Origin of the sequence: Streptomyces sp. NPDC048507 (assembly GCF_043199995.1) — a bacterium.
Lineage (GTDB): Bacteria > Actinomycetota > Actinomycetes > Streptomycetales > Streptomycetaceae > Streptomyces.
This window is the reverse complement of sequence record NZ_JBICWZ010000003.1, coordinates 111,969-134,994: the sequence shown is the minus strand read 5'-3', so window position 1 is coordinate 134,994 and position 23,026 is coordinate 111,969. Positions and strand designations below refer to the sequence as shown.

At 74.4% G+C, this 23,026-nt stretch carries 22 protein-coding genes and 1 tRNA gene; 13 read left to right on the top strand and 10 right to left on the bottom strand.

Translation table 11 applies throughout. From position 1 onward, the window contains the following. Positions 1–35 precede the first annotated feature (35 nt). Both ACGFXC_RS09675 and ACGFXC_RS09670 read left to right on the top strand, forming a co-directional pair. Positions 36–109 (top strand) — tRNA-Ile (locus ACGFXC_RS09675). Positions 110–415: 306 nt separating this feature from the next. Continuing rightward, the gene (locus tag ACGFXC_RS09670; RefSeq protein WP_393711208.1) at positions 416–1,402 is read left to right on the top strand and encodes a LuxR C-terminal-related transcriptional regulator; all 987 of its coding nucleotides are present in this window, start codon (positions 416–418) and stop codon (positions 1,400–1,402) included. 89 nt (positions 1,403–1,491) lie between these two features. Here ACGFXC_RS09670 and ACGFXC_RS09665 read toward each other — a convergent pair whose 3' ends face one another. Then, positions 1,492–2,715 (bottom strand): glutamate--cysteine ligase, encoded by a 1,224-nt coding sequence (locus ACGFXC_RS09665; protein ID WP_393711207.1) that lies wholly within the window; start codon positions 2,713–2,715, stop codon positions 1,492–1,494. A gap of 213 nt (positions 2,716–2,928) precedes the next feature. Here ACGFXC_RS09665 and ACGFXC_RS09660 point away from each other — a divergent pair, with 213 nt between their 5' ends. Together ACGFXC_RS09660 and ACGFXC_RS09655 are read left to right on the top strand one after the other, a co-directional pair. After that, a complete protein-coding gene (locus ACGFXC_RS09660) occupies positions 2,929–4,182 on the top strand; it encodes an MFS transporter (protein WP_393711206.1) in 1,254 nt (417 codons plus the stop codon). A gap of 194 nt (positions 4,183–4,376) precedes the next feature. Continuing rightward, positions 4,377–5,465: an esterase-like activity of phytase family protein gene (locus tag ACGFXC_RS09655; RefSeq protein WP_393711205.1), complete on the top strand. Its 1,089-nt coding sequence runs from the start codon at positions 4,377–4,379 to the stop codon at positions 5,463–5,465. Here ACGFXC_RS09655 and ACGFXC_RS09650 read toward each other — a convergent pair. From ACGFXC_RS09650 to ACGFXC_RS09640, 3 genes are all read right to left on the bottom strand, one after another. Next, on the bottom strand, positions 5,419–6,822 hold the full coding sequence (locus ACGFXC_RS09650) for a carboxyl transferase domain-containing protein (RefSeq protein WP_393711204.1): 1,404 nt from the start codon (positions 6,820–6,822) through the stop codon (positions 5,419–5,421). The genes ACGFXC_RS09655 and ACGFXC_RS09650 overlap by 47 nt on opposite strands. 112 nt (positions 6,823–6,934) lie before the next feature. After that, positions 6,935–8,611, bottom strand: a complete 1,677-nt coding sequence (locus ACGFXC_RS09645; protein ID WP_393711202.1) for a GAF domain-containing protein — start codon at positions 8,609–8,611, stop codon at positions 6,935–6,937. After that, on the bottom strand, positions 8,608–9,645 hold the full coding sequence (locus ACGFXC_RS09640) for a rod shape-determining protein (protein ID WP_362123511.1): 1,038 nt from the start codon (positions 9,643–9,645) through the stop codon (positions 8,608–8,610). Before ACGFXC_RS09640 ends, ACGFXC_RS09645 begins: the two co-directional genes overlap by 4 nt. Before the next feature lie 220 nt (positions 9,646–9,865). On the opposite strand from ACGFXC_RS09640, the gene ACGFXC_RS09635 reads away from it, so the two are divergent. Further along, complete coding sequence (locus ACGFXC_RS09635; RefSeq protein ID WP_393711200.1) at positions 9,866–10,564, top strand: esterase/lipase family protein; 699 nt, start codon at positions 9,866–9,868, stop codon at positions 10,562–10,564. Between the two features lie 41 nt (positions 10,565–10,605). Here ACGFXC_RS09635 and ACGFXC_RS09630 read toward each other — a convergent pair whose 3' ends face one another. Continuing rightward, positions 10,606–11,199, bottom strand: a complete 594-nt coding sequence (locus ACGFXC_RS09630; RefSeq protein WP_393711199.1) for a hypothetical protein — start codon at positions 11,197–11,199, stop codon at positions 10,606–10,608. Between the two features lie 78 nt (positions 11,200–11,277). Between ACGFXC_RS09630 and ACGFXC_RS09625 the strand changes: the two genes are divergently transcribed. Beyond that, complete coding sequence (locus ACGFXC_RS09625) at positions 11,278–11,988, top strand: hypothetical protein (RefSeq protein ID WP_393711197.1); 711 nt, start codon at positions 11,278–11,280, stop codon at positions 11,986–11,988. 27 nt (positions 11,989–12,015) lie between these two features. Here the strand turns inward: ACGFXC_RS09625 and ACGFXC_RS09620 are convergent, their stop codons facing one another. Continuing rightward, on the bottom strand, positions 12,016–12,438 hold the full coding sequence (locus tag ACGFXC_RS09620; RefSeq protein WP_393711195.1) for a MarR family winged helix-turn-helix transcriptional regulator: 423 nt from the start codon (positions 12,436–12,438) through the stop codon (positions 12,016–12,018). 110 nt (positions 12,439–12,548) lie between these two features. On the opposite strand from ACGFXC_RS09620, the gene ACGFXC_RS09615 reads away from it, so the two are divergent. The 3 genes from ACGFXC_RS09615 to ACGFXC_RS09605 all read left to right on the top strand — a co-directional run bounded on the left by ACGFXC_RS09615 (position 12,549) and on the right by ACGFXC_RS09605 (position 15,024). Next, the gene (locus ACGFXC_RS09615; RefSeq protein ID WP_393711193.1) at positions 12,549–13,571 is read left to right on the top strand and encodes an NADP-dependent oxidoreductase; all 1,023 of its coding nucleotides are present in this window, start codon (positions 12,549–12,551) and stop codon (positions 13,569–13,571) included. A 64-nt stretch (positions 13,572–13,635) separates the two neighbouring features. Next, positions 13,636–14,061: an organic hydroperoxide resistance protein gene (locus ACGFXC_RS09610; RefSeq protein ID WP_393711191.1), complete on the top strand. Its 426-nt coding sequence runs from the start codon at positions 13,636–13,638 to the stop codon at positions 14,059–14,061. A gap of 93 nt (positions 14,062–14,154) precedes the next feature. Then, positions 14,155–15,024 carry an EI24 domain-containing protein gene (locus tag ACGFXC_RS09605; RefSeq protein ID WP_393711190.1) on the top strand — a complete coding sequence of 290 codons (870 nt, stop codon included), beginning with the start codon at positions 14,155–14,157 and terminating at the stop codon, positions 15,022–15,024. 24 nt (positions 15,025–15,048) lie between these two features. Here ACGFXC_RS09605 and ACGFXC_RS09600 read toward each other — a convergent pair whose 3' ends face one another. Then, positions 15,049–15,948, bottom strand: coding sequence for an NAD(P)-binding domain-containing protein (locus ACGFXC_RS09600; RefSeq protein ID WP_393711188.1), 900 nt, complete (start codon positions 15,946–15,948; stop codon positions 15,049–15,051). A 98-nt stretch (positions 15,949–16,046) separates the two neighbouring features. On the opposite strand from ACGFXC_RS09600, the gene ACGFXC_RS09595 reads away from it, so the two are divergent. Continuing rightward, positions 16,047–16,385, top strand: coding sequence for a winged helix-turn-helix transcriptional regulator (locus tag ACGFXC_RS09595; protein WP_393712182.1), 339 nt, complete (start codon positions 16,047–16,049; stop codon positions 16,383–16,385). A gap of 37 nt (positions 16,386–16,422) precedes the next feature. On the opposite strand, the gene ACGFXC_RS09590 is transcribed toward ACGFXC_RS09595, so the two are convergent. Next, positions 16,423–17,142, bottom strand: coding sequence for a carbon-nitrogen hydrolase family protein (locus tag ACGFXC_RS09590; RefSeq protein ID WP_393711187.1), 720 nt, complete (start codon positions 17,140–17,142; stop codon positions 16,423–16,425). 206 nt (positions 17,143–17,348) lie between these two features. Between ACGFXC_RS09590 and ACGFXC_RS09585 the strand changes: the two genes are divergently transcribed. Further along, positions 17,349–17,996 (top strand): hypothetical protein, encoded by a 648-nt coding sequence (locus ACGFXC_RS09585; protein WP_393711185.1) that lies wholly within the window; start codon positions 17,349–17,351, stop codon positions 17,994–17,996. Here the strand turns inward: ACGFXC_RS09585 and ACGFXC_RS09580 are convergent. After that, complete coding sequence (locus tag ACGFXC_RS09580; protein WP_393711183.1) at positions 17,986–18,594, bottom strand: TetR/AcrR family transcriptional regulator; 609 nt, start codon at positions 18,592–18,594, stop codon at positions 17,986–17,988. The genes ACGFXC_RS09585 and ACGFXC_RS09580 overlap by 11 nt on opposite strands. Before the next feature lie 152 nt (positions 18,595–18,746). Here ACGFXC_RS09580 and ACGFXC_RS09575 point away from each other — a divergent pair, with 152 nt between their 5' ends. Continuing rightward, a complete protein-coding gene (locus ACGFXC_RS09575) occupies positions 18,747–21,197 on the top strand; it encodes a glycoside hydrolase family 3 protein (protein ID WP_393711182.1) in 2,451 nt (816 codons plus the stop codon). A gap of 126 nt (positions 21,198–21,323) precedes the next feature. Here ACGFXC_RS09575 and ACGFXC_RS09570 read toward each other — a convergent pair whose 3' ends face one another. Next, entirely contained in the window at positions 21,324–22,223 is a 900-nt protein-coding gene (locus ACGFXC_RS09570) for a GDSL-type esterase/lipase family protein (protein ID WP_393711180.1), read from the bottom strand. A 249-nt stretch (positions 22,224–22,472) separates the two neighbouring features. Between ACGFXC_RS09570 and ACGFXC_RS09565 the strand changes: the two genes are divergently transcribed. Continuing rightward, positions 22,473–22,967, top strand: a complete 495-nt coding sequence (locus tag ACGFXC_RS09565) for a DUF3145 domain-containing protein (protein WP_030160508.1) — start codon at positions 22,473–22,475, stop codon at positions 22,965–22,967. Positions 22,968–23,026 lie beyond the last annotated feature (59 nt).

The window sequence follows — 23,026 nt, the reverse complement described above, 5'->3', positions numbered from 1 at the left end:
GACGGCGCGCACACATGTACGCGCCACGCCGTAAAGGGGCGGTAGCTCAGCCGGTTAGAGCAGCGGACTCATAATCCGTCGGCCGTGGGTTCGAGTCCCACCCGCCCCACCCTTGCGCATACGGCGTGCAGAAACGATAAGGCGGCCCCGAGGGGCCGCCTTTCGCATGTCCGGCGCGGGAAGCGGGACGCACGGTCAGTCCCAGCCGATGACCCTGGGGGCGGGGGGCTGTGGGGGCATGTGGGCTCCGGGGTGGGGTGCGGGCGGTGGGTTCATCCTGAGGGGTGCGGGGGGTGGGCAGAAGGGGGTGGGGGTGGCAGCAAGGTGACTGACAGCTTGGTGCCGCGTATGGATCCGGTGTAGCCGCCTTCGGGAGCATGGCTCCGGGGACGGATTCGTGCGGGGGGCTGACTTCATGCTGGAAGCGTTGGGGCTGGACGCGCGCGTCGAGGGCGTCTACCGGGAGATGCTCGTGGATCCGGCCGGTGGGGTGGCCGGCATGGGGGTGCGGCTCGGGCTGAGCGAGGAGCAGGTGCGCGAGGCCCTGGACCGGCTGGTCGACCTCGAACTGCTCACCGCCTCCCGCGAGAACACCGGCGGGCTGCGCACCGTCAGTCCCGAGGCGGGGCTGGAGCTGCTCCTGCGCCGGCAGGAGGAGGAGCTGATCCGCCGCCAGCAGGAGCTGGCGCTGAGCAAGGCGGCCGCCGCGCGCGCCGTCGCGGAGTACGCGGTCCTGCGGCCGAACACGGAGACCGACGGCGCCGAGCGGCTGGTGGGGCTCGACGCCATCCAGTCCCGGCTGGAGGTACTGGCCCGGGGGCTCACCCGGGAGTGCATGGCGATCATGCCCGGCGGCGCCCAGTCGCAGGCGAGCCTGGACGCGTCGAGGCCGCTGGACGAGGACGCGCTCGCCCGGAAGGTCGGCATGCGGGTGGTCTACCAGGACAGCGCCCGCAACGACCCGGCCACCCTCGCCTACGCGCTGTGGACCGTCGAGCGGGGCGGCCAGGTGCGCACCAGCCCCGTACTGCCGCCCCGGCTGGTGATCTTCGACCGGGCCACCGCGGTGGTCCCCATCGACCCCGCGAACTCCCGTCTCGGCGCCCTGTGCAGCACGGCCCCCGGCATCGTCGCCTCGCTCGTCACCCTCTTCGAGCAGACCTGGGGGACGGCGGCGCCGCTCGGCGCCGCCCGCGAGCGGGCCGACGCGGACGGGATCACCGCCGGTGAGCGCGAGCTCCTCAAACTGCTGGCCTGCGGGCTGACCGACGAGGCCGCGGGCAAGCGCCTGGGGGTCTCGCTGCGCACGGTGCGCCGCCAGATGTCCGGGCTGATGGAGCGCCTCGACGCGACGAGCCGGTTCGAGGCCGGTCTGCGGGCCGCCCGGCGCGGCTGGCTCTGACGGAGCCGCGGAGCCGCCGGCGCTCGCGGGCGCGCCGCGGCCGCGGGCCGGTGGGCGCCCGCGGCGGCGGAGCCGGGTTCCCCCGGGCGTCAGTAGGCCTCCGTCTCCTCCACCAGGAGCCGCAGGACGTCCGTCACCTCCCCGCGGCGGGCGAACTCCGCGCGCTGGCGGGCCGCGCCCGAGCCGTCGCGGAGCAGACCGCCCAGGGTCTTGGCCGCGTGGTCGAGGTCGCCGGCGGCGGCCAGTTCCGGGGCGACCAGGTCGAGCAGGGCCTCCGCCAGGTCGGCCGCCGGGAGTTCGGCGCCCGTGTACGGGTCCAGGCCGAACCCCTCCAGCCCGTCGTGCGCCGCCCGCCAGCGCGCCAGGCGCAGCACCTCGTCCCGTACGGGCGGCTCGGGCCGCTGTTCGGCGATCTCCCGCAGGGCCGTGGCCACCAGGGCGCGGCCCAGCTCGGCCTGGAGGACGGCCGTGTCGATGTCCGGGGACATGTCGGGCGCGCGGATCTCCAGCGTGGGCCAGTTCCCGGAGGGGCGGAGGTCCCAGTAGACCATCTTGGTGTCCAGGGCCGCCCCGGAGCCGAGCAGGGTCTGTACCGAGCGCCGGAAGTGGGCCGTGGACGTGAAGTGCGGGGGCGGGCCCGCCGAGGGCCAGCCCGACCAGGCCATGGCCCGCCAGCTGGCGTGGCCGGTGTCGCGGCCGTTCCAGAAGGGGGAGTTGGCGGCCAGCGCGATCAGCGTGGGCAGCCATGGTCTGACCCGGTTCGACACGGCGACGGCCGTGTCCACGTCGAGGGTGCCGATGTGGACGTGGCGGCCGCAGCTGACCAGGGTGTCGGTCAGGGCGCCGAAGCGGCGGTGCTGCTCGCGCTGGCGGGGCTCGTCGTCGGTCAGGTGCAGCGGCCCCGGCACGGCGACGACGGGCGAGGGGGCGGCCAGCAGCCGGCAGCCGTGTTCGCGGGCCGCCGCGGCGAGGGTGCGCCGGAGGCCGGCGAGCTCCGCGCGCAGGGTGGCCGCCGAGTCGGCGACCGGGGTGGATATCTCCACCTGGTAGCGGGTTCCCTCGGCGTGCACCTGTGCGGGGAGCCCAGCGACGGTGGCGAGGACGAGCGGTGCGGCCGGGACCACCCGCAGGGTGTCGGTGCCGACGAGGAGGAACTCCTCCTCGACGCCGATCGTGAGGGGGGTGGTGACACCGCCCATGGTGCGCAGGCCTCGGCCCGCGGGGCTGGTGAGATGGGTGGGGGCCGGGTGGCCGGCATGGCCCGTGTGGCCGGTGTCACTGGTGCTCGTGGTGCTGTTGCCAGGTTCGATCACTACGCCTCCCTGGACATACGAGTCTTTCATCATGAGCCGAACGGGAGGCCGGACGGGCACGCCGATTCGGTCAAATATGCGAGGGCGGTGGCGGGTTAGCGGCAAGCCGGACCCGCCGCTGGGGCGTCGGATCCCGGTGGGGAGGACGTTGCGGGTGTGTGAACGCCGACCTCGCTCCAGGGGCGCCCGACCGGCCGCTGGTTATCATCCGCTGTGACCGGTACCGCCTCGCCTCCCCGCCCCCGACGCCGCATATTCGCCGACCTGACCCCCCTGCGGGCCTCCGCCCACTACCGGCGGCTGTGGGTCGGCAGCACCATCTCGTGGATGGGCCAGGCGATGACCGCCCTGGCCATCTCCCTCCAGGTCTACGAGATCACCGGGTCCAGCTTCTCGGTCGGACTGGTCGGGCTCTTCTCGCTCGTCCCGCTCGTCGCCTTCGGCCTGTACGGCGGGGCCATCGCCGACACCGTGGACCGCCGCAAGCTCGGCCTCTACAGCGCGACGGGGCTCACCGTGCTCTCCGTCGGGCTCGCCGCCGCCGCGCTGCTCGACTACCACCGGGTCTGGCTGCTGTACGCCGTCGTCGCGCTCCAGGCGGTCTGCGGGGCGCTGAACGGGCCCGCCCGGTCGGCCATGATCCCGAGGCTGCTGCCCGCCGAGCAGCTGCCCGCCGCCAACGCGCTGAACTCCGTCACCATGACCTCCGGGATGATGGCCGGCCCGGTGCTGGGCGGACTCATCGTCGGCTGGTGGGGCTACCAGGCGGCGTACCTGATCGACGCGGTGACCTTCGTCGCGGCCCTGTACGCCATGTGGCGGCTGCCGTCGATGCTGCCGGAGGGGCGCAAGGGGCGGGCCTCGGTGCTCGACGGGCTGCGCTTCCTCGGCACCCGGCCCAACATCCGGATGACCTTCTTCGCCGACCTGGCCGCCATGGTGCTGGCCCAGCCGAGGGCGCTGTTCCCGGCGATCGCCGTGCTCTGGTACGGCGGTGACGCCAAGACGGTCGGCCTGCTGGTGGCCGCGCCGGCCGTGGGGGCGCTGCTGGGCGGGCTGTTCTCCGGCTGGCAGGGGCGCGTCCGGCGGCACGGGCTGGCGATCCTGCTCTCCGTCGCCGGTTGGGGGCTGGCCGTCGCGGTCTTCGGGCTGACCCGGAACCTGTGGCTCGGGCTGTTCTTCCTGGCGCTGGCCGGAGCCGCCGACACCATCTCGATGGTGTTCCGTTCGACGATGCTCCAGGCGGCGACCCCGGACGCGATGCGGGGCCGGCTCCAGGGCGTGTTCATCGTGGTCGTCGCGGGCGGACCCCGGCTCGGGGACTTCCTCGCCGGGACCACCGCCGACCTGGCCTCGCCGGCCGTCGCGATCACCGGTGGCGGTGTCGCCTGCGTGCTGGTGCTGGGCCTGCTCGCCGCCCGCTGGCGCGCCTTCGCCCGCTACGACGCCCGCTCGCCGCAGGCGTAGGCGCGGGCGCGGGCGCGGACCGGCGCCGGGACGTCCGTTCCGGGCGGGTGTGACGGGGAGTTGGCGGTTTCGTTGCGCTGCCGTTGCCGCGCCTTCCCTTTTGTTTCGAACCGGCATATGACAGTTCGGCAGTCTTCCGCCCTCGCCGACGCGGGCGGTCCCGCCGTACCAGCCGAACCAGGAGGAAGGCCTCCATGCGCCTTCGTACGCTCGTCACCACCGCGGTGGCCACCGCCGCGCTCTGCGGAGCATCCGTCCCGCAGGCCGTCGCGGCCACGGCGCCCGACGCCGCCGCGCCCGAGGGCCGGGCCCGGGCCTGCTCCCCGTACATGTCCGTCGCGGGCTACTCCGACTCCCTCGACAAGAGCCTGCTCGACGGCAAGCTCGTCGGCGGCATCTCCGGCCTCGCCCTGGACCGCAACGGCGCCGTCGCCGCGATCTCCGACCGGTCCGCCCTGTACGAGCTGAAGGTGGCGCGCGGGAACACCCCGACCGCCACGGCCACCTCGCGGCTGCCGCTCACCGACGGTGCCGGGACGGTCCTGGACTCGGAGGGGCTGGTGGTCGACCGCGACGGGAGCTACCTCGTCACCGACGAGACGGCCCCCGCGATCCGCCGCTACAGCCGCACCGGCCGGGTGCTCGCCACCCTCCCGGTCCCGCCCGCCTTCCGCATCGCGCCGCAGGGCCGGGCCACGGTGAACCAGACCTTCGAGTCGCTCACCCTGCTGCCGGGCGGCCGCACCCTGGTCGCGGGCCTCGAAGGCGCGCTCGCCGGGGACGGCAAGGACGCGCAGGGGCGCACCCTCCAGCGGATCCAGACCTGGGAGCGGCGCGGGAACGGGGAGTTCGTACTGGGCCGCCAGTACGCCTATCCGGTCGACGCGGGGCACGGGCTGGTCGAGCTCGCCCCGACCCGCGACGGCCGGCTGATCGTGCTGGAGCGGGGCTTCACGCAGCAGTTCGCGATCACCGTCCGGCTCTACGTCGCCGACCCGCTGGGCGCGAGCGACACCTCGAAGGCGGAGACGCTGACCGAGGGCCCCCGGCTGCGGCTCGCCCGCAAGACGCCGATCGGCGACTTCGACGACTGCCCGACGCTCGGCGCCCCGTCGAAGCTGCCGCAGAACCACCCGCTGGTGGACAACATCGAGGGCATGGTCGCCACCGACTACGACGGCCTCGGCCGGGTCCGGCTGCTGCTGGCCAGTGACGACAACGAGTTCCCGCAGCAGATCACCCGCCTGTACGCGGTGGACGTGAAGCTTCCGCGCCGCTTCTAGCCGCACCCGGGACGCCCGGCGCCGGGGCGACCACGCCGCGCGCCACCCCCAGGGCCACCAGGTCCTGGGGGCGGATCCGCAGCTGGCCGGCGGTGGCGGGCGCCTGCGCGGCGGGGCGTTTGAGGATGGCCGCCGCGAGCTCCGGGGCGATGACGGAGAAGTAGCTGTCCGGGGTGACCCAGGTGTTCCCGGGCGCGGCCAGGGCGAGCGCCCCGCCGGAGCCGCCCTCGCCGATGAGGAGGGTGGTCACGGGGACCCCGGCCGCCGCGACCGCCGCGAAGGCGTCGGCGATGGCCGGGCCGGCGCCCGCCCGTTCGGCGTCGGCGTCGTTGGCCGCGCCGGGGGTGTCCACCAGGGTGAGCACCGGGATGCCGAGCCGGTCCGCGAGGCGGATCACGCGGGCCGCCGTACGGTAGCCCGCCGGGCGGGTGGCGGTGCCGCACTGGGCCGCGTACGCGACCGCCCGGCCCGCGCGCAGGCCGATCCCGCACAGCATGCCGGGGTCGGCGGCGCCGGCCCGGTCCCCGCGCAGCGGCAGCCGCAGCTCGAAGTACGCGTCCAGGTACGCCCCGGCCCGCGGGCGCCCGGGGTGCCGGGCCTGCCGGACGGCGTCCCAGCCGCTCTGCGGGGGTGCGACGCCGGCCAGCGCGGCCGGGGGTTCGACGGGCTCGGTGGCGCGGGGCGCGGCCAGCACCCGCAGCCAGTCGCCGAGGACCGCCGGGAGCTCCGCGGCGGGCACCACGGCGTCGACGTGCCCGGCGGCGTACTGCCCCTCGGCGGTGTAGGCCGCCGGGTCCGCGTCCACCGGGCGCACCCGGGACCCGGCGAAGCCGACCTGCGCCCCGGGCAGCGCGAGCACCACGTCGGCACCCGCGCCGAGGGTGGCCCAGCCGCCGCCGGTGGTGGGATCGCGCAGTACCGCGATCTGCGGGAGGCCGGCGGCCCGGGTCAGCACGCACTGGCGGGCCACGCGCTGGAGCTGGCTCAGCGCGAGCATCCCCTCCTGCATGCGGGAGCCGCCGGTCGCGATCAGGGACACCAGGGGCAGGCCGTGCGCGCGGGCGTGGGTGTAGGCGGCTTCGAGACGGTCGCCGGTGCGTTCGCCGAGGGATCCGCCGAGGAAGCCGAACTCGAAGGAGATGACGGCGGCTTCGCGGCCCCCGACGCGGGCGGTGCCGGTGACGACGGACTCCTGCTCGCCGGTGCGGGCGGTGGCGCGGGCGCGGGAGGCGTCGTAGCCGGTCCAGCCGAGGGGGCCGTCGTCGGGGGACTCCCGTGGCGGGGCGGGGAGTTCGGTGAAGCTGCCGGGGTCGGTGAGGGCGGCGATGGCGGCGCGGGCCGAGAGGCGGGTCGTCACGCGGTCACCCTAGGCGGTGCCTTCCGTTCGCGGGCAGGGCAGGGCAGGGCAGGGCGGGGCAAGGCAGGGCGGGCGCGGGCGCGGGCCGGGCGGGTCCGCCGGGGTCCGGGGGTCAGAGGGGGGCTTCCCACGTGGTGGTCGTGCCGGTGGGGGAGGCGGGGGTGTGGCCGTCATCGATGACGGTCAGCCGGGCGTGCGCCGAGGTGGCTTCCACCTGGACCTCGATCGAGGTGATGCCGCTGCGGCGGTGCGCGGCGGCCAGGGCGCCGCGCAGGGCGGCGAGCAGACCGGCCGCCACCTGCTCCGGCAGCAGCGCGTCCACCGCGCCCGTGAACTGCACCGACGGCTGGAACCCCAGCAGGACCGCCGCCCCGCCCGTCTCGCGCAGCACCCGGCCCCGGAAGGTCGTGGGGGCGTCGGTCGGCGGCTGCTGGAGGGCGAAGATGGCCGTGCGGACCTCCTGGATGGTGGAGTCCAGCTCGTCGACGGCGCGGCTCAGCTCGTCGCCCACGGTGTCCCCGCTCGGTGCGTTCGCGGCCCGGCGGCGGGTGCTCTCCAGCATCATCTCCGTCGCGAACAGCCGCTGCACCACGAGGTCGTGCAGATCCCGTGCGATCCGGTCGCGGTCCTCGTACACCGCGAGCTGTTCCCGGTCGTGCTGGGCGTCGGCCAGGACGAGGGCCAGCGCGGCCTGCGAGGCGAACTGCGAGGCCAGCAGCCGGTCCACCGCGTCGTACGGGGGCCCGCCGCGCTCGCGCGGCAGGGCCAGGGTGCCGATCAGCTGGCCGCCGCTCTGCAGCGGCAGCATCATGCTGGGGCCGAACCGCTCCCGGACGTGGGTGGTCATCCGGGGGTCGGTGGCCGAGTCCTCGATGAAGACCGGCTCCCCGCCGAGGAGCTGGACGAGCACGGGCGAGCCGGGGGCGATGGCGGTGCCGACGAGGTCACCGGGGTCCCCGTGCGTGGAGGCGGCGACGATCTCCATGCCGCCCTCCGGGGTCGGCTGGAGCACCACCCCGGCCGCCGCGTCCGCGAGCAGCCGGGCCCGTTCGGCCACGCACCTGAGGGCGTCCGCCGCGGGGCGGCCCGCGAGCAGGGTGGTGGTCACGGCGGCGGCGCCCTCGATCCAGCGCTCCCGGCGCCGCGCCGTCCCGTACAGCCGGGCGTTGCCGATCGCTATCCCCGCCTGCGAGGCCAGGACGCGGACCAGGGCGACGTCCTCCTCCGTGAAGGTGCCGCCGCCGGCCTTCTCGGTGAGGTAGAGGTTGCCGAACACCTCGGTGTGTACGCGGATGGGCACCCCGAGGAAGCTGCGCATGGGCGGGTGGCCGGGCGGGAACCCCACCGAGCGGGGGTCCGTCGTCAGGTCCTCCAGCACCAGCGGGCGGGGGTCGTCGATGAGCGCGCCGAGCACCCCGCTGCGGCCGTCGGGTAGGCGGGGGATCGCGGCCCGTTCGGCCTCGCTCATGCCGGCGGTGAACAGCTGGGTCAGCCGGGCGCGCTCGGGGTCGACGACCCCGAGCGCGCCGTACCGGGCCCCGCAGAGCTCGGTGGCCGAGTCCACGATGTGCTGGAGCGTGGAGTGGAGCTCCAGCTCGGAGCCGACGCTGAGCACCGCCTCCAGCAGTACGGGGAGGCTGGCGGGCGGCTCGGCCTCCGCCGTGGTCCGGGCCCGCGAGTCGGGCCGGGTCTGCTCCGCGGGCCCGGGCTGTGTCTCCTGCCGGGCCTGCGTCGCGCCCCCGGCCCGCGTCGCGGGCCCGGACTGCTGATCGCGCGTGTCCCGCGTCATTCGGCCAGCGGGTTGAGGACCATCGGGGCGATCTTCCCTTCGAGCATCGCGCCGAGACCCATCACGGCGCACACGTCGGGCCGTTCCGCGATGGCCACGGGCATTCCGGTCGCGTCCCGCAGCATCTGGTCCAGCCCCGGCAGCAGGGCGCTGCCACCCACCATCATGATCCCCCGGTCCGTCAGGTCCGCGACCAGGTCCGGCGGGCAGTCGCGCAGGATCTTGCCGATGCCGTCGATCACGGCCGTCAGCGGGGTGTGGATCGCGTCGCGGACGGCGGCGGTGTCCACGTGGACGGAGCGGGCCAGCCCGGTGGCCACGTCGCGGCCGTGGATCAGGGTGGAGGCCGGGCCCTCGGCGGTGATGCCGTTGCCGTGCAGGGCCAGCTGGAGCGGCCGGACGGCCTGGCTGGGCAGCATCAGTTCGTGCGCGTGGCGCAGGTGCTGGACCACGGCGTGGTCGATGGCCTCGCCGCCGATCGGGATGCGCTCGGCGGTGACGATCGAGCCGAGGGAGAGGACCGCCACCTGGGTGGCCGCCGCCCCGCACACCATGATCATCGTCGCGGTCGGCTGCTCCACGGGCAGGCCGCAGCCGACGGCCGCCGCGATCAGGGTGTCGACCAGTTCGACGCGCCGGGCGCCGAGCCCGACGAGGGTCTCCACGGTCGCCCGCTGTGCGAGCGGGTCGGCGTCGTGCGGGGTGCAGGCGGCGGCCCGCAGCCGGGGCTTGCGGCGCAGGGCGCGCCGGAGCTTCTCGCCGAGCAGGTGGCGCAGCATCCGCTGGGCCATCTCGATGTCGACGACGGTGCCGCCGGAGACGGGACGTACGACCCGGATGTAGTCGGGCGTGCGGCCGGTCATCCGTTCGGCGAAGCTGCCGACGGCGATGAGCGCGCCGGTCCGCGTGTTCACCGCGGCGACGCTGGGCTCGTCCACGACCAGTCCGGCGCCCTTGACGTAGACGCGTGTCCTGGCGGCTCCCAGGTCGACGGCGACGTGGCAGCGGCGCAACTGCTCAAGACTGACGGTCACGGCAGATCCTCCCGAGTGCGCTGACGCAAGAGACCGGCTGCTGCCGGTCGCAATTCATATCTTCTCGGGTAAACGGGTCAACACGCCCGTTGAAATGCTCCGGGTGGGGTGTGCCGTGCGGGGCGGGAGGTGCTGCACGGGGGTGGATTTCTGTACCGACAGGCACGACGATGCGCGCACCGTCCGTGCTACTCGTGCGTAACAAGGTAAAGGGGTCCCCGTGCTGACGCTCCGCCAGAAGTTCTTGGCGCTCCTCGCCCTCTGCCCCGCCCTGCTCCTGCCCTTCCCGGCGCAGGCGGCCGACGCCCCGTCCGTTCGGGCGGCCCCGCGGGTTCCGGTCGTCTTCGTCCACGGCTACAACGCCGACCCGGGCGTCTGGGGGTCCCTGCGCGAGGACCTCAAGGCCGACGGCTACACGGACGCGGACCTCTTCTCCTTCGGCTACGACACCCATCAGTCCGTCAACGAGGTGCTCTCGGGCCGCCTCGCCGCCTACGTCGACCAGGTCCGCGCGCGGACCGGCGCCGCCCGGGTCGACCTGGTCGGCCACTCCTTCGGCTCGCTCGTCAGCCGCTGGTACGTCAAGTTCGGCGGCGGTACGGCGGCCGTGGACCACTGGGTCTCCCTGGCCGGCCCCAACCACGGCACCTCCACCGCCTGGGCCTGCGCCCTGTGGGACCAGGCCTGCCGGGACATGACCCCGGGGTCGTACGTGGTGAAGAACCTCGCCGCCGGGGACGAGACCCCGGGCGCGGTGAAGTACGCGACCTTCTGGTCGTCCTGCGACGAGGTGGTCAACCCCGACGACAGCGTCCCGCTCGCCGGAGCGCTCAACACCCCGGTCGGCTGCCTGAAGCACAACGACCTGCTCGGTGACGACGCCACCTCGGCCGGCGTCCGCGCCTTCCTCGCCTCCTGACCGGCTGCCCGGCCGCCCGGGCCGTCTCCTCCGGATCTGGCCTAGGCCGCGGGCCCGGCCGTCGGCCGGACGCGCTGGAGCAGTCCGTACGTGAACTCCGCCACCAGGGGCCGCCCCGACGCGGTGAACGCCAGCTGCCAGCGCGTCGGCGCGGTGCCCTCCATCGGCCGGACCGGCGCGTAGGCGCGGGCCACCTCGTCCACCGTCGCCGACCAGGGCCGCAGGTCCCCGGCCGTCTCCAGTACGGGGCCCCGCGCGCCCGGGGCCCGCACCAGCCACTCGTTCCACACGGCCCCGTCCGGCGCCGCCAGCACCTCGAAGCGCAGCTCCGGCCAGAGCGGCAGCGCCCAGAGCAGCGCCCGGCACTCCAGGTCCCCGATCGTGCGCGACGAGTCCGACTCCGGCGGGCCGAGCACCGACCGGTAGCGGGCGAGCGCCCCGCGCGCCCGGGGCGAGCGGACCATCGCCTGCCAGCGCCGGTTCGCCTCCCGCTGCTCGGCGAGCGTGGCGCCGAGGCGCAGCCGGGCGGCTTCGGCGAGGTCCGGCTGGAAGTCGGCCATCCGGCGCAGCAGCACCAGCTGGAAGGCGCCGGGGCCGAAGGAACCGGGACCGCCCGGGGTCGGGGTCGCTGTCATGGACGTAACCATTCCACACAGGATCCTTACGTTCCCGGAATGATTATGTTGCCGGAGACGGCATAGCCTGCGGGCGCCATGAACTACTGCCCCGCCTGTCAGAGACATCTCAACGGAGCACTCGCGTGCGCCGGCTGCGGCACCCCGGCCGAGTACCTGGCCCCGGCCGGGCCGGCCGGGGTGCGGCCCGTCCACGAGCCGCAGGCCGCGCTGGCCGAGGTGTTCGCCGATTCCCTCGTCGTGCTGTCCGGTCCCCAGGGAGGCAGGGCGGGCACCCGCAAGCGCGCGGCCAGCCGCCGCCGGCGCGGCCGGGGCGTCCTGGCGCTCGGGCTGGGTCTGGTCCTCGCGGCCGGGGGCTCGATCGCGGTGGCCCGGATCGTGACGGACGACGAGGGCGTCGACCGGGCCGACGAGGTGGTGCTGACCGACGCCGGGCCCACGGCCCCCGAGCCGTTGCCCAGTGGAGTGCCCGCCGCGCCGTCGTCGTCGCCGGCCGCCGAGGGTTCCGGGGGAGCGGCCAAGACGGCCCGGCCCGGCGGCGGCCCGAGCGGGTCCGCGCAGCCGTCGGCGAGCGCGAGCGCCTCCGCCTCCGCGACGGCGGCGCCGTCGCAGAGCGTTCCCGGCGGTGGGGTGTCCGTACGTCCGTCGAAGCCGGGGAAGCCCGCGCCCGGTCCCACCGCCACGGCACGGCCGCCCGGGCCGACGCCGACGAAGACGGGGCAGCCGAAGCCCACGCCGAAGCCGACCCCGACCGAAGACGACTGCTGGTTCTTCTGCGGCCTGTTCTGACGCGCCCGTCACCGGCGGACGGCCGGCTCAGGCCAGCATGCGCCTGAGCAGGTCCCGCAGGGCCGTGCGCTCCTCGGCCGAGAGCCCGGCCAGCGGTTCGCGCGCGAAGCCCAGCGACTCGCGCAGCCGCTCCGCGGTCTGCAGCCCCTCCTGCGTGGGCGCGGCCAGCTTCACCCGGCGGTCGGCCGGGTCCGGACGGCGTTCGACCAGGCCGCGGGTCTCCAGCCGGTCGACGATCCCGGTCACGTTCGAGGGCTCGCAGCGCAGCTTCTGCGCGATGCGGCGCATCGGCAGCGGCTCCAGCGACAGCAGGGTCAGCACCCGGGCCTGGGCGCCGGTGAGCTGGTGGCTGGCGGCCGCGTCCTCGTACTCCATGTGGTAGCGGGCCACGACGTCGCCGATGAGTTCGACGACCTCGACGGTCACTGGGTCTGCGCGACGACTGGGCATGCTTCCAGCGTACCCATTTACTTGACAACATGAAATATCCAGGCGCATGGTTGTTTCACCTAGTGAAGTATCTGCCGTCTCGTACGGCCCCCTCGCCCCAGGAGTTCCGCATGTCTCAGATCCCCGCAGTCAGCCGCGAGTGGCACCTCGTCCGCCGTCCGCAGGGCTGGCCGGTGGCCGAGGACTTCGCCCTGCGCGAGGCCCCCGTCTCCGCCGAGCCCGCCCCCGGCCGGATCCTGGTGCGCAACCTCCACATGTCCGTGGACCCCTACATGCGCGGCCGGATGAACGACACCAAGTCCTACGTCCCGCCCTTCCGGCTCGACGAGCCGATGCAGGGCGGTGCGGTCGGCGAGGTCGTCGCCTCCGCGGCCGAGGGCTTCGCGGTCGGGGACCACGTCCTGCACCACCTCGGCTGGCGCGAGTACGCGGAGCTCGACGCGCAGCACGCCACCAAGGTCGACGCCTCCCTCGCCCCGCTCTCCGCCTACCTCGGCGTCCTCGGCATGCCGGGCCTGACCGCCTACGCCGGACTCTTCGAGGTCGCCTCCTTCAAGGAGGGCGACGCCGTCTTCGTCTCCGGCGCGGCCGGCGCGGTCGGCAGCCTCGTCGGCCAGTTCGCGAAGATCAAGGGCGCGTCCCGGGTGATCGGCTCCGCCGGCTCCGACGAGAAGGTGACGCTGCTCACCGAGAAGTACGGCTTCGACGCCGCCTTCAACTACAAGAACGGCCCCGTCGCCGAGCAGCTGCCCGCCGCCGCCCCCCAGGGCATCGACGTCTACTTCGACAACGTCGGCGGCGACCACCTCGAAGCGGCCATCTCCGCCCTGAACGTGCACGGCCGCGCCACCCTGTGCGGTGCCATCGCCGGCTACAACGACACCGAGGCCGCCCCCGGCCCGCGCAACCTGATGATGGTCATCGGCAAGCGGCTGCGCCTCCAGGGCATCCTGGTCGGCGACCACGCCGGACTCCAGCAGCAGTTCGTCCAGGACGTGGCCGGATGGCTGTCCTCCGGTGAGCTGCGCTACGACGAGACCGTCGTCGAGGGCGTCGAGAACGCCACCGCCGCCTTCCTCGGAATGCTGCGCGGGGACAACACCGGAAAGATGATCGTTTCCTTCACCGGTTAGGCTCACTCCACACCGTCGCGATCGTGGGCGCGCATCGCGGCGATTCATCTGGAGGATCTTCTTCATGTCCATCACGCAGTCCGACGTCGCTTACACCGCTGTCGCCACCGCCGAGAACGGCCGTGACGGCCGCGTCGCCACCAACGACGGGCAGCTCGACGTCGTCGTGAACCCGCCGAAGGAGCTCGGCGGCAGCGGTGCGGGCACCAACCCGGAGCAGCTGTTCGCCGCCGGCTACAGCGCCTGCTTCCAGGGCGCCCTCAGCGTCGCGGCCCGCAACGAGAACGTCGACGTCACCGGCTCCACCGTGACCGCCGAGGTCGGCATCGGCAAGAACGACGAGGGCTTCGGCATCATCGTCAAGATCACGGCTTCGATCCCGACCGTGGACGCCGCCACCGCCAAGGACCTGGTCGAGAAGGCCGACCAGATCTGCCCCTACTCCAAGGCGACCCGCGGCAACATCACGGTCGAGCTCACCGTCGCCTGACCCGCACCACACCGCACCACACCCCGCGCTCGTGGCGCGACGGTGACGGCCGCACCCCCCGGGGTGCGGCCGTCGCCGTTTAAACTGGGCCGCATGCGTGATCTTGCGGGGGGATTCCGGTACTTGCTGGCCGGCCAGGGATGGGTGTTCCGGAACGGCCGCTGGCTGGGCTTCGGCCTGCTGCCGGGCCTGGTCTCGCTGCTGCTCTACGCGGCCGCCCTGACCGGCCTCTTCTACGGCGCCGACGACTTCACCGCCTGGGCGACGCCCTTCGCCTCCGACTGGTCCTCGCCCTGGCTCGGCCTCTTCCGCGGGTTCCTGACCGCGCTGGTCATCTCCCTCGGCCTGTTCCTGACGGTGATCACCTTCACCGCCGTGACCCTGCTCGTCGGCCAGCCCTTCTACGAGTCCCTCTCCGAGCAGGTCGACCGCAGCGAGGGCGGCGAGGTCCCCGAGTCGGGCCGCTCGCTCTGGGCGGACCTGTGGATCTCCGCCCGGGACAGCCTGCGGCTGCTGGTGCGGGTGCTGCTCTACGGGATCCTGCTGTTCGCCCTCGGGTTCATCCCGGTCGTCGGCCAGACCGTCGTCCCGGCCATCGGGTTCTGCGTGTCCGGCTTCTTCCTGACCCAGGAACTCACCTCCGTCGCCCTCCAGCGCCGCCGGGTCGACCTCGACGAGCAGCTGGCCCTGCTGCGCGGGCGGCGCGCGCTGGCGCTCGGCTTCGGGGTGCCGCTGGTGCTGGTCTTCCTGATCCCGCTGGTCGCGGTCTTCCTGATGCCGGGTGCCGTGGCCGGCGCGACCCTGATGGTGCGGGACCTGACCGGTGCGGACGGGGCCGGGCAGGACGCCCGGGAGGACGCCGGGGAGGATCCCGGACAGGAGCCGGAGGGGGACGCCGGTGCGGGGCGGCCCGCGCGGGCCCCGGCCGGCGGGTTCGGTCCGCCGCCGCCCTCGTTCCCGTAGCCCCGGGCCGGCCGCGGCACGCCGCTACGCGGCGCCGCGCCGCAGCAGGGTGATGGCCCCGACGGTGTCCTCCGCGCCGTGCCGGGCCGGGTCGGCCTCCAGCCGCTCCCGCATGAGGTCCAGGTACGGGGAGATCAGCCCGGCGCCGACCCCCTGCTCCGCGGCGGTGCGCAGGAGGGTGCGGCTCCCCGCCACCTGCATGGCCAGGCTGGAGACCACCCCGGTGGTGAAGTCCCGCGAGGTCAGCCGCTCGGCGGCGTTCCCGACGAAGAAGCCCATCGCGCCGAGCCACTCCGACAGCAGCGGAGCCAGGTCCTTCGGGGCGACGTCCTCGCCCTCGATCAGCGCGTAGGCGTGCGAGATCCCCGCGAACAGCCCGTACATCGCGCTCAGCAGCGCCACGTCGTGCAGGGCCGCGTGGCCGGGGTCCGTCCCGACGAAACGGGCGGCCGCCGGTACCTCCAGGACGGCCCGGTGCCTGTCGAACAGGGGCCGGGAGCCGCTGTAGAAGACGTACGCCCCCGAGCCGGGGACGCCGACCATCGCCGGGGTGCCCATGATCCCCGCGTCGAGGAAGCGGGCTCCGCGCTCCCGGGCCCAGGCCGCCCGGGCCCGGCCCTCGGCGGGGGTGCCGGTGGTGAGGTTGACCAGGTCCTTGCCGGTCAGGTCGGCTCCCTCCAGAGCCGAGTCCAGGCTCGCGTCGTCGAGCAGGCACACGACGACCAGGTCGGCGGCGGCCACCGCCCCGGCGGCGCTCTCGGCGACCCGGGCGCCCGCGGGGGCCAGGGCCCGGGCCTTGGCGGCGGTGCGGTTCCAGACGGTGAGGGGGTGGCCCGCGGCGAGCCAGCCGTGGGCGAGGACGGTGCCCATGTCGCCGAGTCCGAGCAGGGCGAGGGGGCGCTTCGGAAGGTCTGTGTCGGTCATGACGTTTAGCCTGGTGGCAGGCCGTGAGGCACTCAAGTACGCACTTCGGAGTGGGTGGTTACCCCGAGGTGAGCGAGCAGGTGGGAGGGGTGGGCGCGATGGCGCTGACGCGAAGGCCCGGGGCGGACCACTGCGGGATCGCCGCCGCGATGTCGGTGATCGACGGCAAGTGGAAGGTCTCGCTCCTGTGGGAGCTGGAGCAGTGCCCGCGCCGCTTCGGTGAACTGGGCAGGCTGGTCCCGGGGGTGTCCGAGAAGGTCCTCGCCGCGCAGCTGCGCGAACTGGAGGCCGACGGCATCGTCCGCCGGGAGGTCTACGACGAGGTCCCGCCGCACGTCGAGTACTCCCTGACGCCGCTCGGCCGGGAACTCAACGGCGCCTTGGCGGCGTTGGGGAAGTGGGGCACCGAGAACCTCCTGGACCCCGGCCCCGCCTGAGCGGCCGCGGCCCCGGACCGGCCCCGGCCCGGGGTGCTCAGGGCGCGGTCGCGACGTCGGCCACGACCACCGCCGGGGTGCGGTCGTCGGCCTCGGCGAGCAGCGCCCCGCCCGGCGCCCACACCGCCGAGCGCCCGCAGCCCGTCCAGGGGCCCGCCGCCCCGGTGTGGTTGGCGAGGACCACGTGGAGACCGTGCTCCGCCGCGATCCCGGGGTACACGGCCGCCCGCTCCGCGATCCCGCCGCCCGTGCCGTACAGGGAGCTCGCCAGGTGCACCCGGCAGCCGTCGGCGGCGGCCCGGCCGGTCAGCTCCGGGAAGTGGTTGTCGAAGCAGATGCCGAGCGAGAAGCGGATCCCGCCGAGCTCGAAGCGCCCGTCGGCCGTGCCCGGGGCGAACACGCCGCGCTCGTGCCGGAACAGGTGCTGCTTCGCGTACGTCGTCAGGTGCGCGCCGTCCGCGTCGAACACCAGGGTCGCGATGGCCGGCAGCGGCCCGCCGGTGCGCAGCGCGGCGTTGACGGCCGTCGCGGTCCCGGCGGAACGGACCGGGTCCAGCCGGGGGTCGTCGGCGCCGTCCAGCCACAGGCCGGGATCCCCGGCCAGCACGGGCAGCTCGTAGCCGGTCAGGGCGAGCTCCGGGAACACCACCAGCCCGGCCCCCTCGGCGCGGGCCCGGACGGCCAGGCGGGCGGCCAGGGCGGCGTTGGCGGCGATGTCGGCGGGGACGCAGGTCAGCTGCGCGGCGGCGATCCTCATGACCTTCATGGTGACGGCGCCCGCGCACCGGGATGGCCGCGGGGGTCGACGGCGGGGCCCGCGGCCGCGATGCTGGAACGGCACGTCCGCATCCGGCACGTGACGGGGGGTCATGCCGTGGGGGGCCATGTCATCGGGAGCCGGGCCGTCCGGCGCGTCCGCAAGCCCGCACGCCGCGTCCGTCGCGCGATCCGGGGCGGGCGGCGGTGACGGCGCCCGGCTGGCTGCTGCCGGTCCTCGCCGCGGCCTTCCTGGTCCTGGCGTACCGCACGGTGCGCGCCGGCGGCGCCGGGCTGCGGGTGGCCGTGGCGCTCATGGCCGTACTGAACGCGGGGCTCCTGTGGCTGTTGTGGGACAAGGGGCCGCCCTGGTCGGTGCCGGTGGTCGCGGGGGTGTCCCTGGTGGCGGCCGTGGTGAACCTGCGGGCCGCCGCACTCGCCCTGATGGCCCGGGTCGAACGGATCGACCTGGCCGGGTTCCGCTCCCTCGTGGGGACCGTGGCCGCGGCGGCGGGGCCGCAGGTGATGGGCGTCTGCGCGCTGCACACCGGCACGGTGGCGCTGACCGCCTTCGGTGACGACGCCCGGCCCGAGGGACGGCAGTTCCACCTGCCGCCCGGTGCCCACTGCCCCCTGTGCCTGGTGGAGGACCAGATGCGGGACTTCCTCGCGGAACCGGAGCCGCTGCTGCGGGAGTACCGGGCCCACCTGCGGGCCGGCAGCAGTCGCCACCTGCTGGTCAAGCGCCGCTCGCCGCAGGACCCCTGGACGGGCCGGCTGCGCGACCGGGCCTTCTACCGGGTCCCGGCGGTGCGCCCGACCTGCCCGGTCCACGACCCGCTGTTCACTCCGTAGCACCGCCGGGAGCCCCGGCGGCCCCGGCCGCCGGACCGCGCAGGAGGGTGAGGAAGGCGCGGAACGCGGCGGGCATGTCCACCGCGTCGGGGGCGAGCAGCCACTGGTACTGGAGGCCGTCCATCACCGCCGTCAGCAGCGGGGCGGCCTGGTCCGGGGTGAGGCCGGAGGGCAGCCGCTCGCCGAACTCGGTGCGCAGCACCGCGGCCATCTCCCCGCGGACCTGGGCGTACCGCTCGGTGAAGAACTCCCGCGCCGGGTGCCCGTCGGTGACGCTCTCGCCGAGCAGCGCCGAGAAGGTCTGCACGATGCCGGGCCGCATGGCGTTGTACTCCACCAGGGAGTCCAGCAGGTCGAGGCGCCAGGTGCCGGCGGAGGCGCGCGAGCCGCCGCCCGTGTCCCAGCGGTCGCGTTCCTCCAGCACGGCCACCAGTAGGGCCTCCTTGGTGGGGAAGTAGTGCAGCAGCCCCTGCTGGGTGAGGCCCACCCGCTCGGCGACGGAGCTCAGTGACGCTCCCCGGTAGCCGCGCTCCGCGATCACCTCGACGGCCGCGCGGACGATCTCGCCGCGCCGTTCTTCGCTCTTCGCCCTGGCCATCGCCCGGCACCCCTTCCGTTCGTACGCGCCAGAAGGACCGTACGACACGTGGACATCACGAAAAGATTACAACCCCTACCGGTCTACAGGTAACGGGTCCACGATGGGGGGCACCACACGCACCGCACCGCACTCAACGAGGAGGCACGGCCGTGACCGATGCCGATCAGGCCCGCGACCGGATCCGCGAAGACGCCGTGGAAACGGCTCTCGACAAGCTGGATCTCGACACCAAGACCCGTCTCCTGGCCGGCCAGGACATGTGGTCCCTGCCCGCCGTCCCCGGGATCGGCCTCGGTTCGCTGGTGATGTCCGACGGACCCATCGGGGTGCGGGGCGTCCGCTGGAGCGCCGACGACCCCTCCGTCGCCCTGCCCTCCCCGACCGCGCTCGCCGCGTCCTGGGACCCCGAGCTCGCCCGCCGCGCCGGCCGGCTGCTCGCCCAGGAGGCCCGCCGCAAGGGCGTCCACGTCGTCCTCGCCCCCACCGTCAACCTGCACCGCACCCCGCTCGGCGGGCGCCACTTCGAGTGCTACTCCGAGGACCCCCTGCTGACCGGAGCCATCGGCACGGGCTACGTCAGCGGCGTCCAGGACGGCGGGGTCGCCACCACCGTCAAGCACTACGTCGCCAACGACGCCGAGACGGAACGCTTCACCGTCGACTGCGTCATCGCCCCCCGGCCGCTGCGCGAGCTGTACCTCGCGCCCTTCGAGGCCATCGTGGTCAACGCCCACCCGTGGGGCATCATGACCTCCTACAACCGGGTCAACGGCATCTCCATGACCGAGAACCAGTACCTGGTGAACGAGGTCCTGCGCGCCGAGTGGGGCTTCGACGGCTACAACGTCTCGGACTGGATGGCCGCCCGATCCACCACCGGGGACATCCTCGGCGGCCTGGACGTGGCCATGCCCGGCCCGCAGACCGTCTACGGGCCCGCCCTCGCCGCGGCCGTCCGCGCCGGGGAGGTCCCCGAGTCCGCCGTCGACGCGGCCGTGCGCAACGTCCTGCGCCTCGCCGCCCGCGTCGGCCTGCTGGACGGCGCCCCCGCCGCGGTCGGCGAGCCGCCCGCGGAGCTCGACGGGCAGGCCCTGGCCCGCGAACTGGCCGTACGCGGCTTCGTCCTCGTGCGCAACGCCGACGGCGCCCTGCCGCTCGGCGCGGCGGCCCTCGGCTCCGTCGCCCTCTCCGGCGCCGCCGCCCGCGACGCCCGCGTGCTCGGCGGCGGCTCCGCGACGGTCTTCCCCGAGCGGGTGGTGTCCCCGCTCGACGGGCTCGCCGCCGCGCTCCCCGAGGGCGCGCTCAGCTACAGCATCGGGGCCGACCCGAGCGAGGAGCCCGTCCCCGCCGACAAGGGCTTCGCGCTGCGCGCCGTCTGCCGCGACGCCTCCGGGACCGTCCTCGGCGAGGGCACCCTGCCCAGCGGCCAGGTGCAGTGGATCGGCGACGACCTGCCCGAGGGCGCCACGTACGAGACGATGGCGAGCATCGAGGTCATCGGCACCTTCGTGCCGCGCGAGAGCGGCGAGCACGTCTTCGGCACCCGCGGACTGGGTGCCTTCACCCTCGCCGTCGGCGGCCGGACCCTGTGGGAGGGGGTCCAGGAGGTGGGCGACGAGGCCGACCCCTTCGAGGCCTTCTTCGGCGCCCCCAGCGAACGCGCCCGGCTGTCCCTGACCGAGGGGGAGCCCGTCGAGGTCTCGCTGACCTACCAGGTCCCCGACATGAGCGCGATCCCGCTCAAGGCGATCATGTTCTCCCTGCTCCACCTCGGCCCGCGCCTCGACCCCGACGAGCTGATCGCGCAGGCCGTCTCGGCCGCCCGGGAGGCCGACACCGCCGTCGTGGTCGTCGCCACCACCGACCGCGTGGAGTCCGAGGGCTACGACCGCCGCGACCTCACCCTCCCGGGCCGCCAGGACGACCTCGTGCGCGCCGTCGCCGCCGTGAACCCGAACACCGTGGTCGTCGTGAACGCCGGCTCGCCGGTCGAAATGCCGTGGCGCGAGGAGGTCGCCGCCGTCCTGCTCACCTGGTTCCCCGGGCAGGAGGGCGGGGCCGCGCTGGCCGACGTGCTCCTCGGACACGCCGAGCCGGGCGGGCGCCTGCCCACCACCTGGCCGGCCGCCTTCGCCGACGCGCCCGTCACCGAGGTCATCCCCACCGACGGGCGCCTGGAGTACGAGGAGGGCCTGTTCATCGGCTACCGCGCCTACGAGAAGCACGGCGTGAGCCCCGCCTACCCCTTCGGCCACGGCCTCGGCTACACCGACTGGGCCTACGAGTCCCTCGACGTCACCGACGGCACGGCCCGGGTGCGCCTGACCAACACCGGCACCCGGCCGGGCCGCGAGGTGGTCCAGGTCTACCTGGCCCCCGTAGCCGACCCCGTCGAGCGTCCCGCGAGCTGGCTGGCGGCCTTCGCGGGCGTCGAGGCGGCCCCCGGCGAGAGCGTCGAGGTGCGCATCCCGCTGCCCGCCCGCGCCTTCGAGATCTGGGACGAGACCGGGCACGGCTGGCAGCGGATCGGCGGGACGTACGAGGTCCGCGCGAGCCACTCGCACGCCGACACCCGGCTGTCGGTCACCCTCGACCTGTGACCCGCCCGGCGGTCCGCTGACCCGCGCGACACGCCGTAGGGCCGACTTGGCCGGAAAACAACCATGAAAACGGCCGATGGACCGGACCGGGGGCGGGCCCTGACACCCGCCCCCGGTCCTTCGGCGTCAACGCGGAGGCTGCGCCGCCGTCACCTGTCGGTGCGCGAGTTCCGCGAGCCGCGCCTGCCCGTCCCGACCCGGGTGGAACCAGTCCCAACGGCTCAGCTGCTCCGCGGAGAAGGGGTACTGGAAGACGGCCCCGCCGTCGTAGCGGCACAGCTCGTCCTTCGCGCAGACCTCGCGCAGCACCTCGTTGTACTCGACCACCCGCGCCCGCACCTTCTCCCGGCGGGCGGTCGCGGCCCCGGCCCCCGACAGCGGGTCGGCCAGCATGGACTGACAGATCCCCAGCTTCCAGACCTGCCGCACCATCGGGGCGTCCTTGCCCTGCTCCCACAGCCGCTGGAGGTCCGGCACCGAGGACACGTACACCTGGGAGGCCGGCGAGGCCGCCCGCAACTGCCCCAGGGCCCGCTCGAAAGAGGCCCGGAAATCCGCCACCGGAGTCATCGAGGAAACCGTCGGACGACAGGCGTCGTTCGAGCCCACCATGACCGTGACCAGGCCGGGCTTGTTCTGCGCGGCCGCGGCGAGCTGTCCCGCGAGGTCCGCCATCCGCGAGCCGGTCACCGCGTGGTTCCAGCTGTGGGCAGGTGCCTCGGACGCGCCGAGCAGCCGGGTCGCGAGGGACTGCACCGCGGGATCGCTGCCGGTGGCCCAGGACACCTCCGGGCAGTCGGCCAGCACCGAACAGGCGTCGAAACCGCGGGTGATGGAATCCCCGACGGCCGCGACCGACGTGGGCGCGGTGTTCCAGCGCGGGGCCGCGGCCTGCGCCCCACGCTCACCCCCGGCAGCCGGCCCGTCCGAGTCGCAGCCCGTGACCGACGCGGCCAGTACGGCCACCGCCACGCCCGCCCCCGCGACGGTCCGGCGCACGCTGCGGCGCGGAGCGGTGGTGCGCATCGCGTGGTCCCTCCCTCGTCTCCCCCGTCCCTCCGGGGGCGTCCTGCTGAGTGAATGCTCCGTGTTTACGGCCCTCGGAGCGACCGTACGTCACACCAGGACCCCCGGCGCACGGTAGCTTTTTCCCGTGGCGTTTCGGCCGCAGGTGCCGCTACGCAATGTCAAATAATTTCCGTTACATTACATCACGTCACATACTGTCCGTTTTCTGGAGTTTATTCCCGACCTCGTCCCACACTGGAGGTCCCGGTGACGACACGTGGAGTTCTGTACGTGCATTCCGCACCGCGCGCGCTCTGCCCGCATGTGGAATGGGCTGTTGCGGGCGTGCTCGGGGTGCGGGTGAACCTCGACTGGATCCGGCAGCCCGCCTCCCCCGGCACCTGGAGAGCCGAGTTCTCCTGGCAGGCAGAGGCGGGAACCGCCTCGAAACTCGCCTCCGCCCTGCGCGGCTGGCATCTGCTCCGCTTCGAAGTGACCGCCGAGCCCTGCCCGACCGCCGAGGGGGAGCGCTACAGCTCGACCCCGGAGCTGGGCATCTTCCACGCCGTCACCGGCATGCACGGCGACATCCTGATCCCCGAAGACCGGCTGCGCGCCGCGCTCGCCCGCTCGGCACGCGGCGAGACCGACCTGGAGGCGGAGATCGCCAAGCTGCTCGGCAAGCCCTGGGACGACGAACTGGAGCCCTTCCGCTACGCGGGCGAGGGCGCCCCGGTCCGCTGGCTGCACCAGGTCGTCTGAGCCCGGCGACGCGAAAGGCCCACCCGGAGTCCGGGTGGGCCTTCGTCGTGTCCGGGACC

Bases quoted from the DNA above. Each gene is read 5' to 3' on its own strand.
- ACGFXC_RS09590 (WP_393711187.1), bottom strand. From the start codon at position 17,142: ATGAGGATCGCCGCCGCGCAGCTGACCTGCGTCCCCGCCGACATCGCC.
- ACGFXC_RS09670 (WP_393711208.1), top strand. From the start codon at position 416: ATGCTGGAAGCGTTGGGGCTGGACGCGCGCGTCGAGGGCGTCTACCGG.
- ACGFXC_RS09605 (WP_393711190.1), top strand. From the start codon at position 14,155: ATGCGTGATCTTGCGGGGGGATTCCGGTACTTGCTGGCCGGCCAGGGA.
- ACGFXC_RS09595 (WP_393712182.1), top strand. From the start codon at position 16,047: ATGGCGCTGACGCGAAGGCCCGGGGCGGACCACTGCGGGATCGCCGCC.
- ACGFXC_RS09625 (WP_393711197.1), top strand. From the start codon at position 11,278: ATGAACTACTGCCCCGCCTGTCAGAGACATCTCAACGGAGCACTCGCG.
- ACGFXC_RS09615 (WP_393711193.1), top strand. From the start codon at position 12,549: ATGTCTCAGATCCCCGCAGTCAGCCGCGAGTGGCACCTCGTCCGCCGT.
- ACGFXC_RS09610 (WP_393711191.1), top strand. From the start codon at position 13,636: ATGTCCATCACGCAGTCCGACGTCGCTTACACCGCTGTCGCCACCGCC.
- ACGFXC_RS09600 (WP_393711188.1), bottom strand. From the start codon at position 15,948: ATGACCGACACAGACCTTCCGAAGCGCCCCCTCGCCCTGCTCGGACTC.
- ACGFXC_RS09570 (WP_393711180.1), bottom strand. From the start codon at position 22,223: ATGCGCACCACCGCTCCGCGCCGCAGCGTGCGCCGGACCGTCGCGGGG.
- ACGFXC_RS09620 (WP_393711195.1), bottom strand. From the start codon at position 12,438: ATGCCCAGTCGTCGCGCAGACCCAGTGACCGTCGAGGTCGTCGAACTC.
- ACGFXC_RS09645 (WP_393711202.1), bottom strand. From the start codon at position 8,611: ATGACGCGGGACACGCGCGATCAGCAGTCCGGGCCCGCGACGCGGGCC.
- ACGFXC_RS09655 (WP_393711205.1), top strand. From the start codon at position 4,377: ATGCGCCTTCGTACGCTCGTCACCACCGCGGTGGCCACCGCCGCGCTC.
- ACGFXC_RS09630 (WP_393711199.1), bottom strand. From the start codon at position 11,199: ATGACAGCGACCCCGACCCCGGGCGGTCCCGGTTCCTTCGGCCCCGGC.
- ACGFXC_RS09580 (WP_393711183.1), bottom strand. From the start codon at position 18,594: ATGGCCAGGGCGAAGAGCGAAGAACGGCGCGGCGAGATCGTCCGCGCG.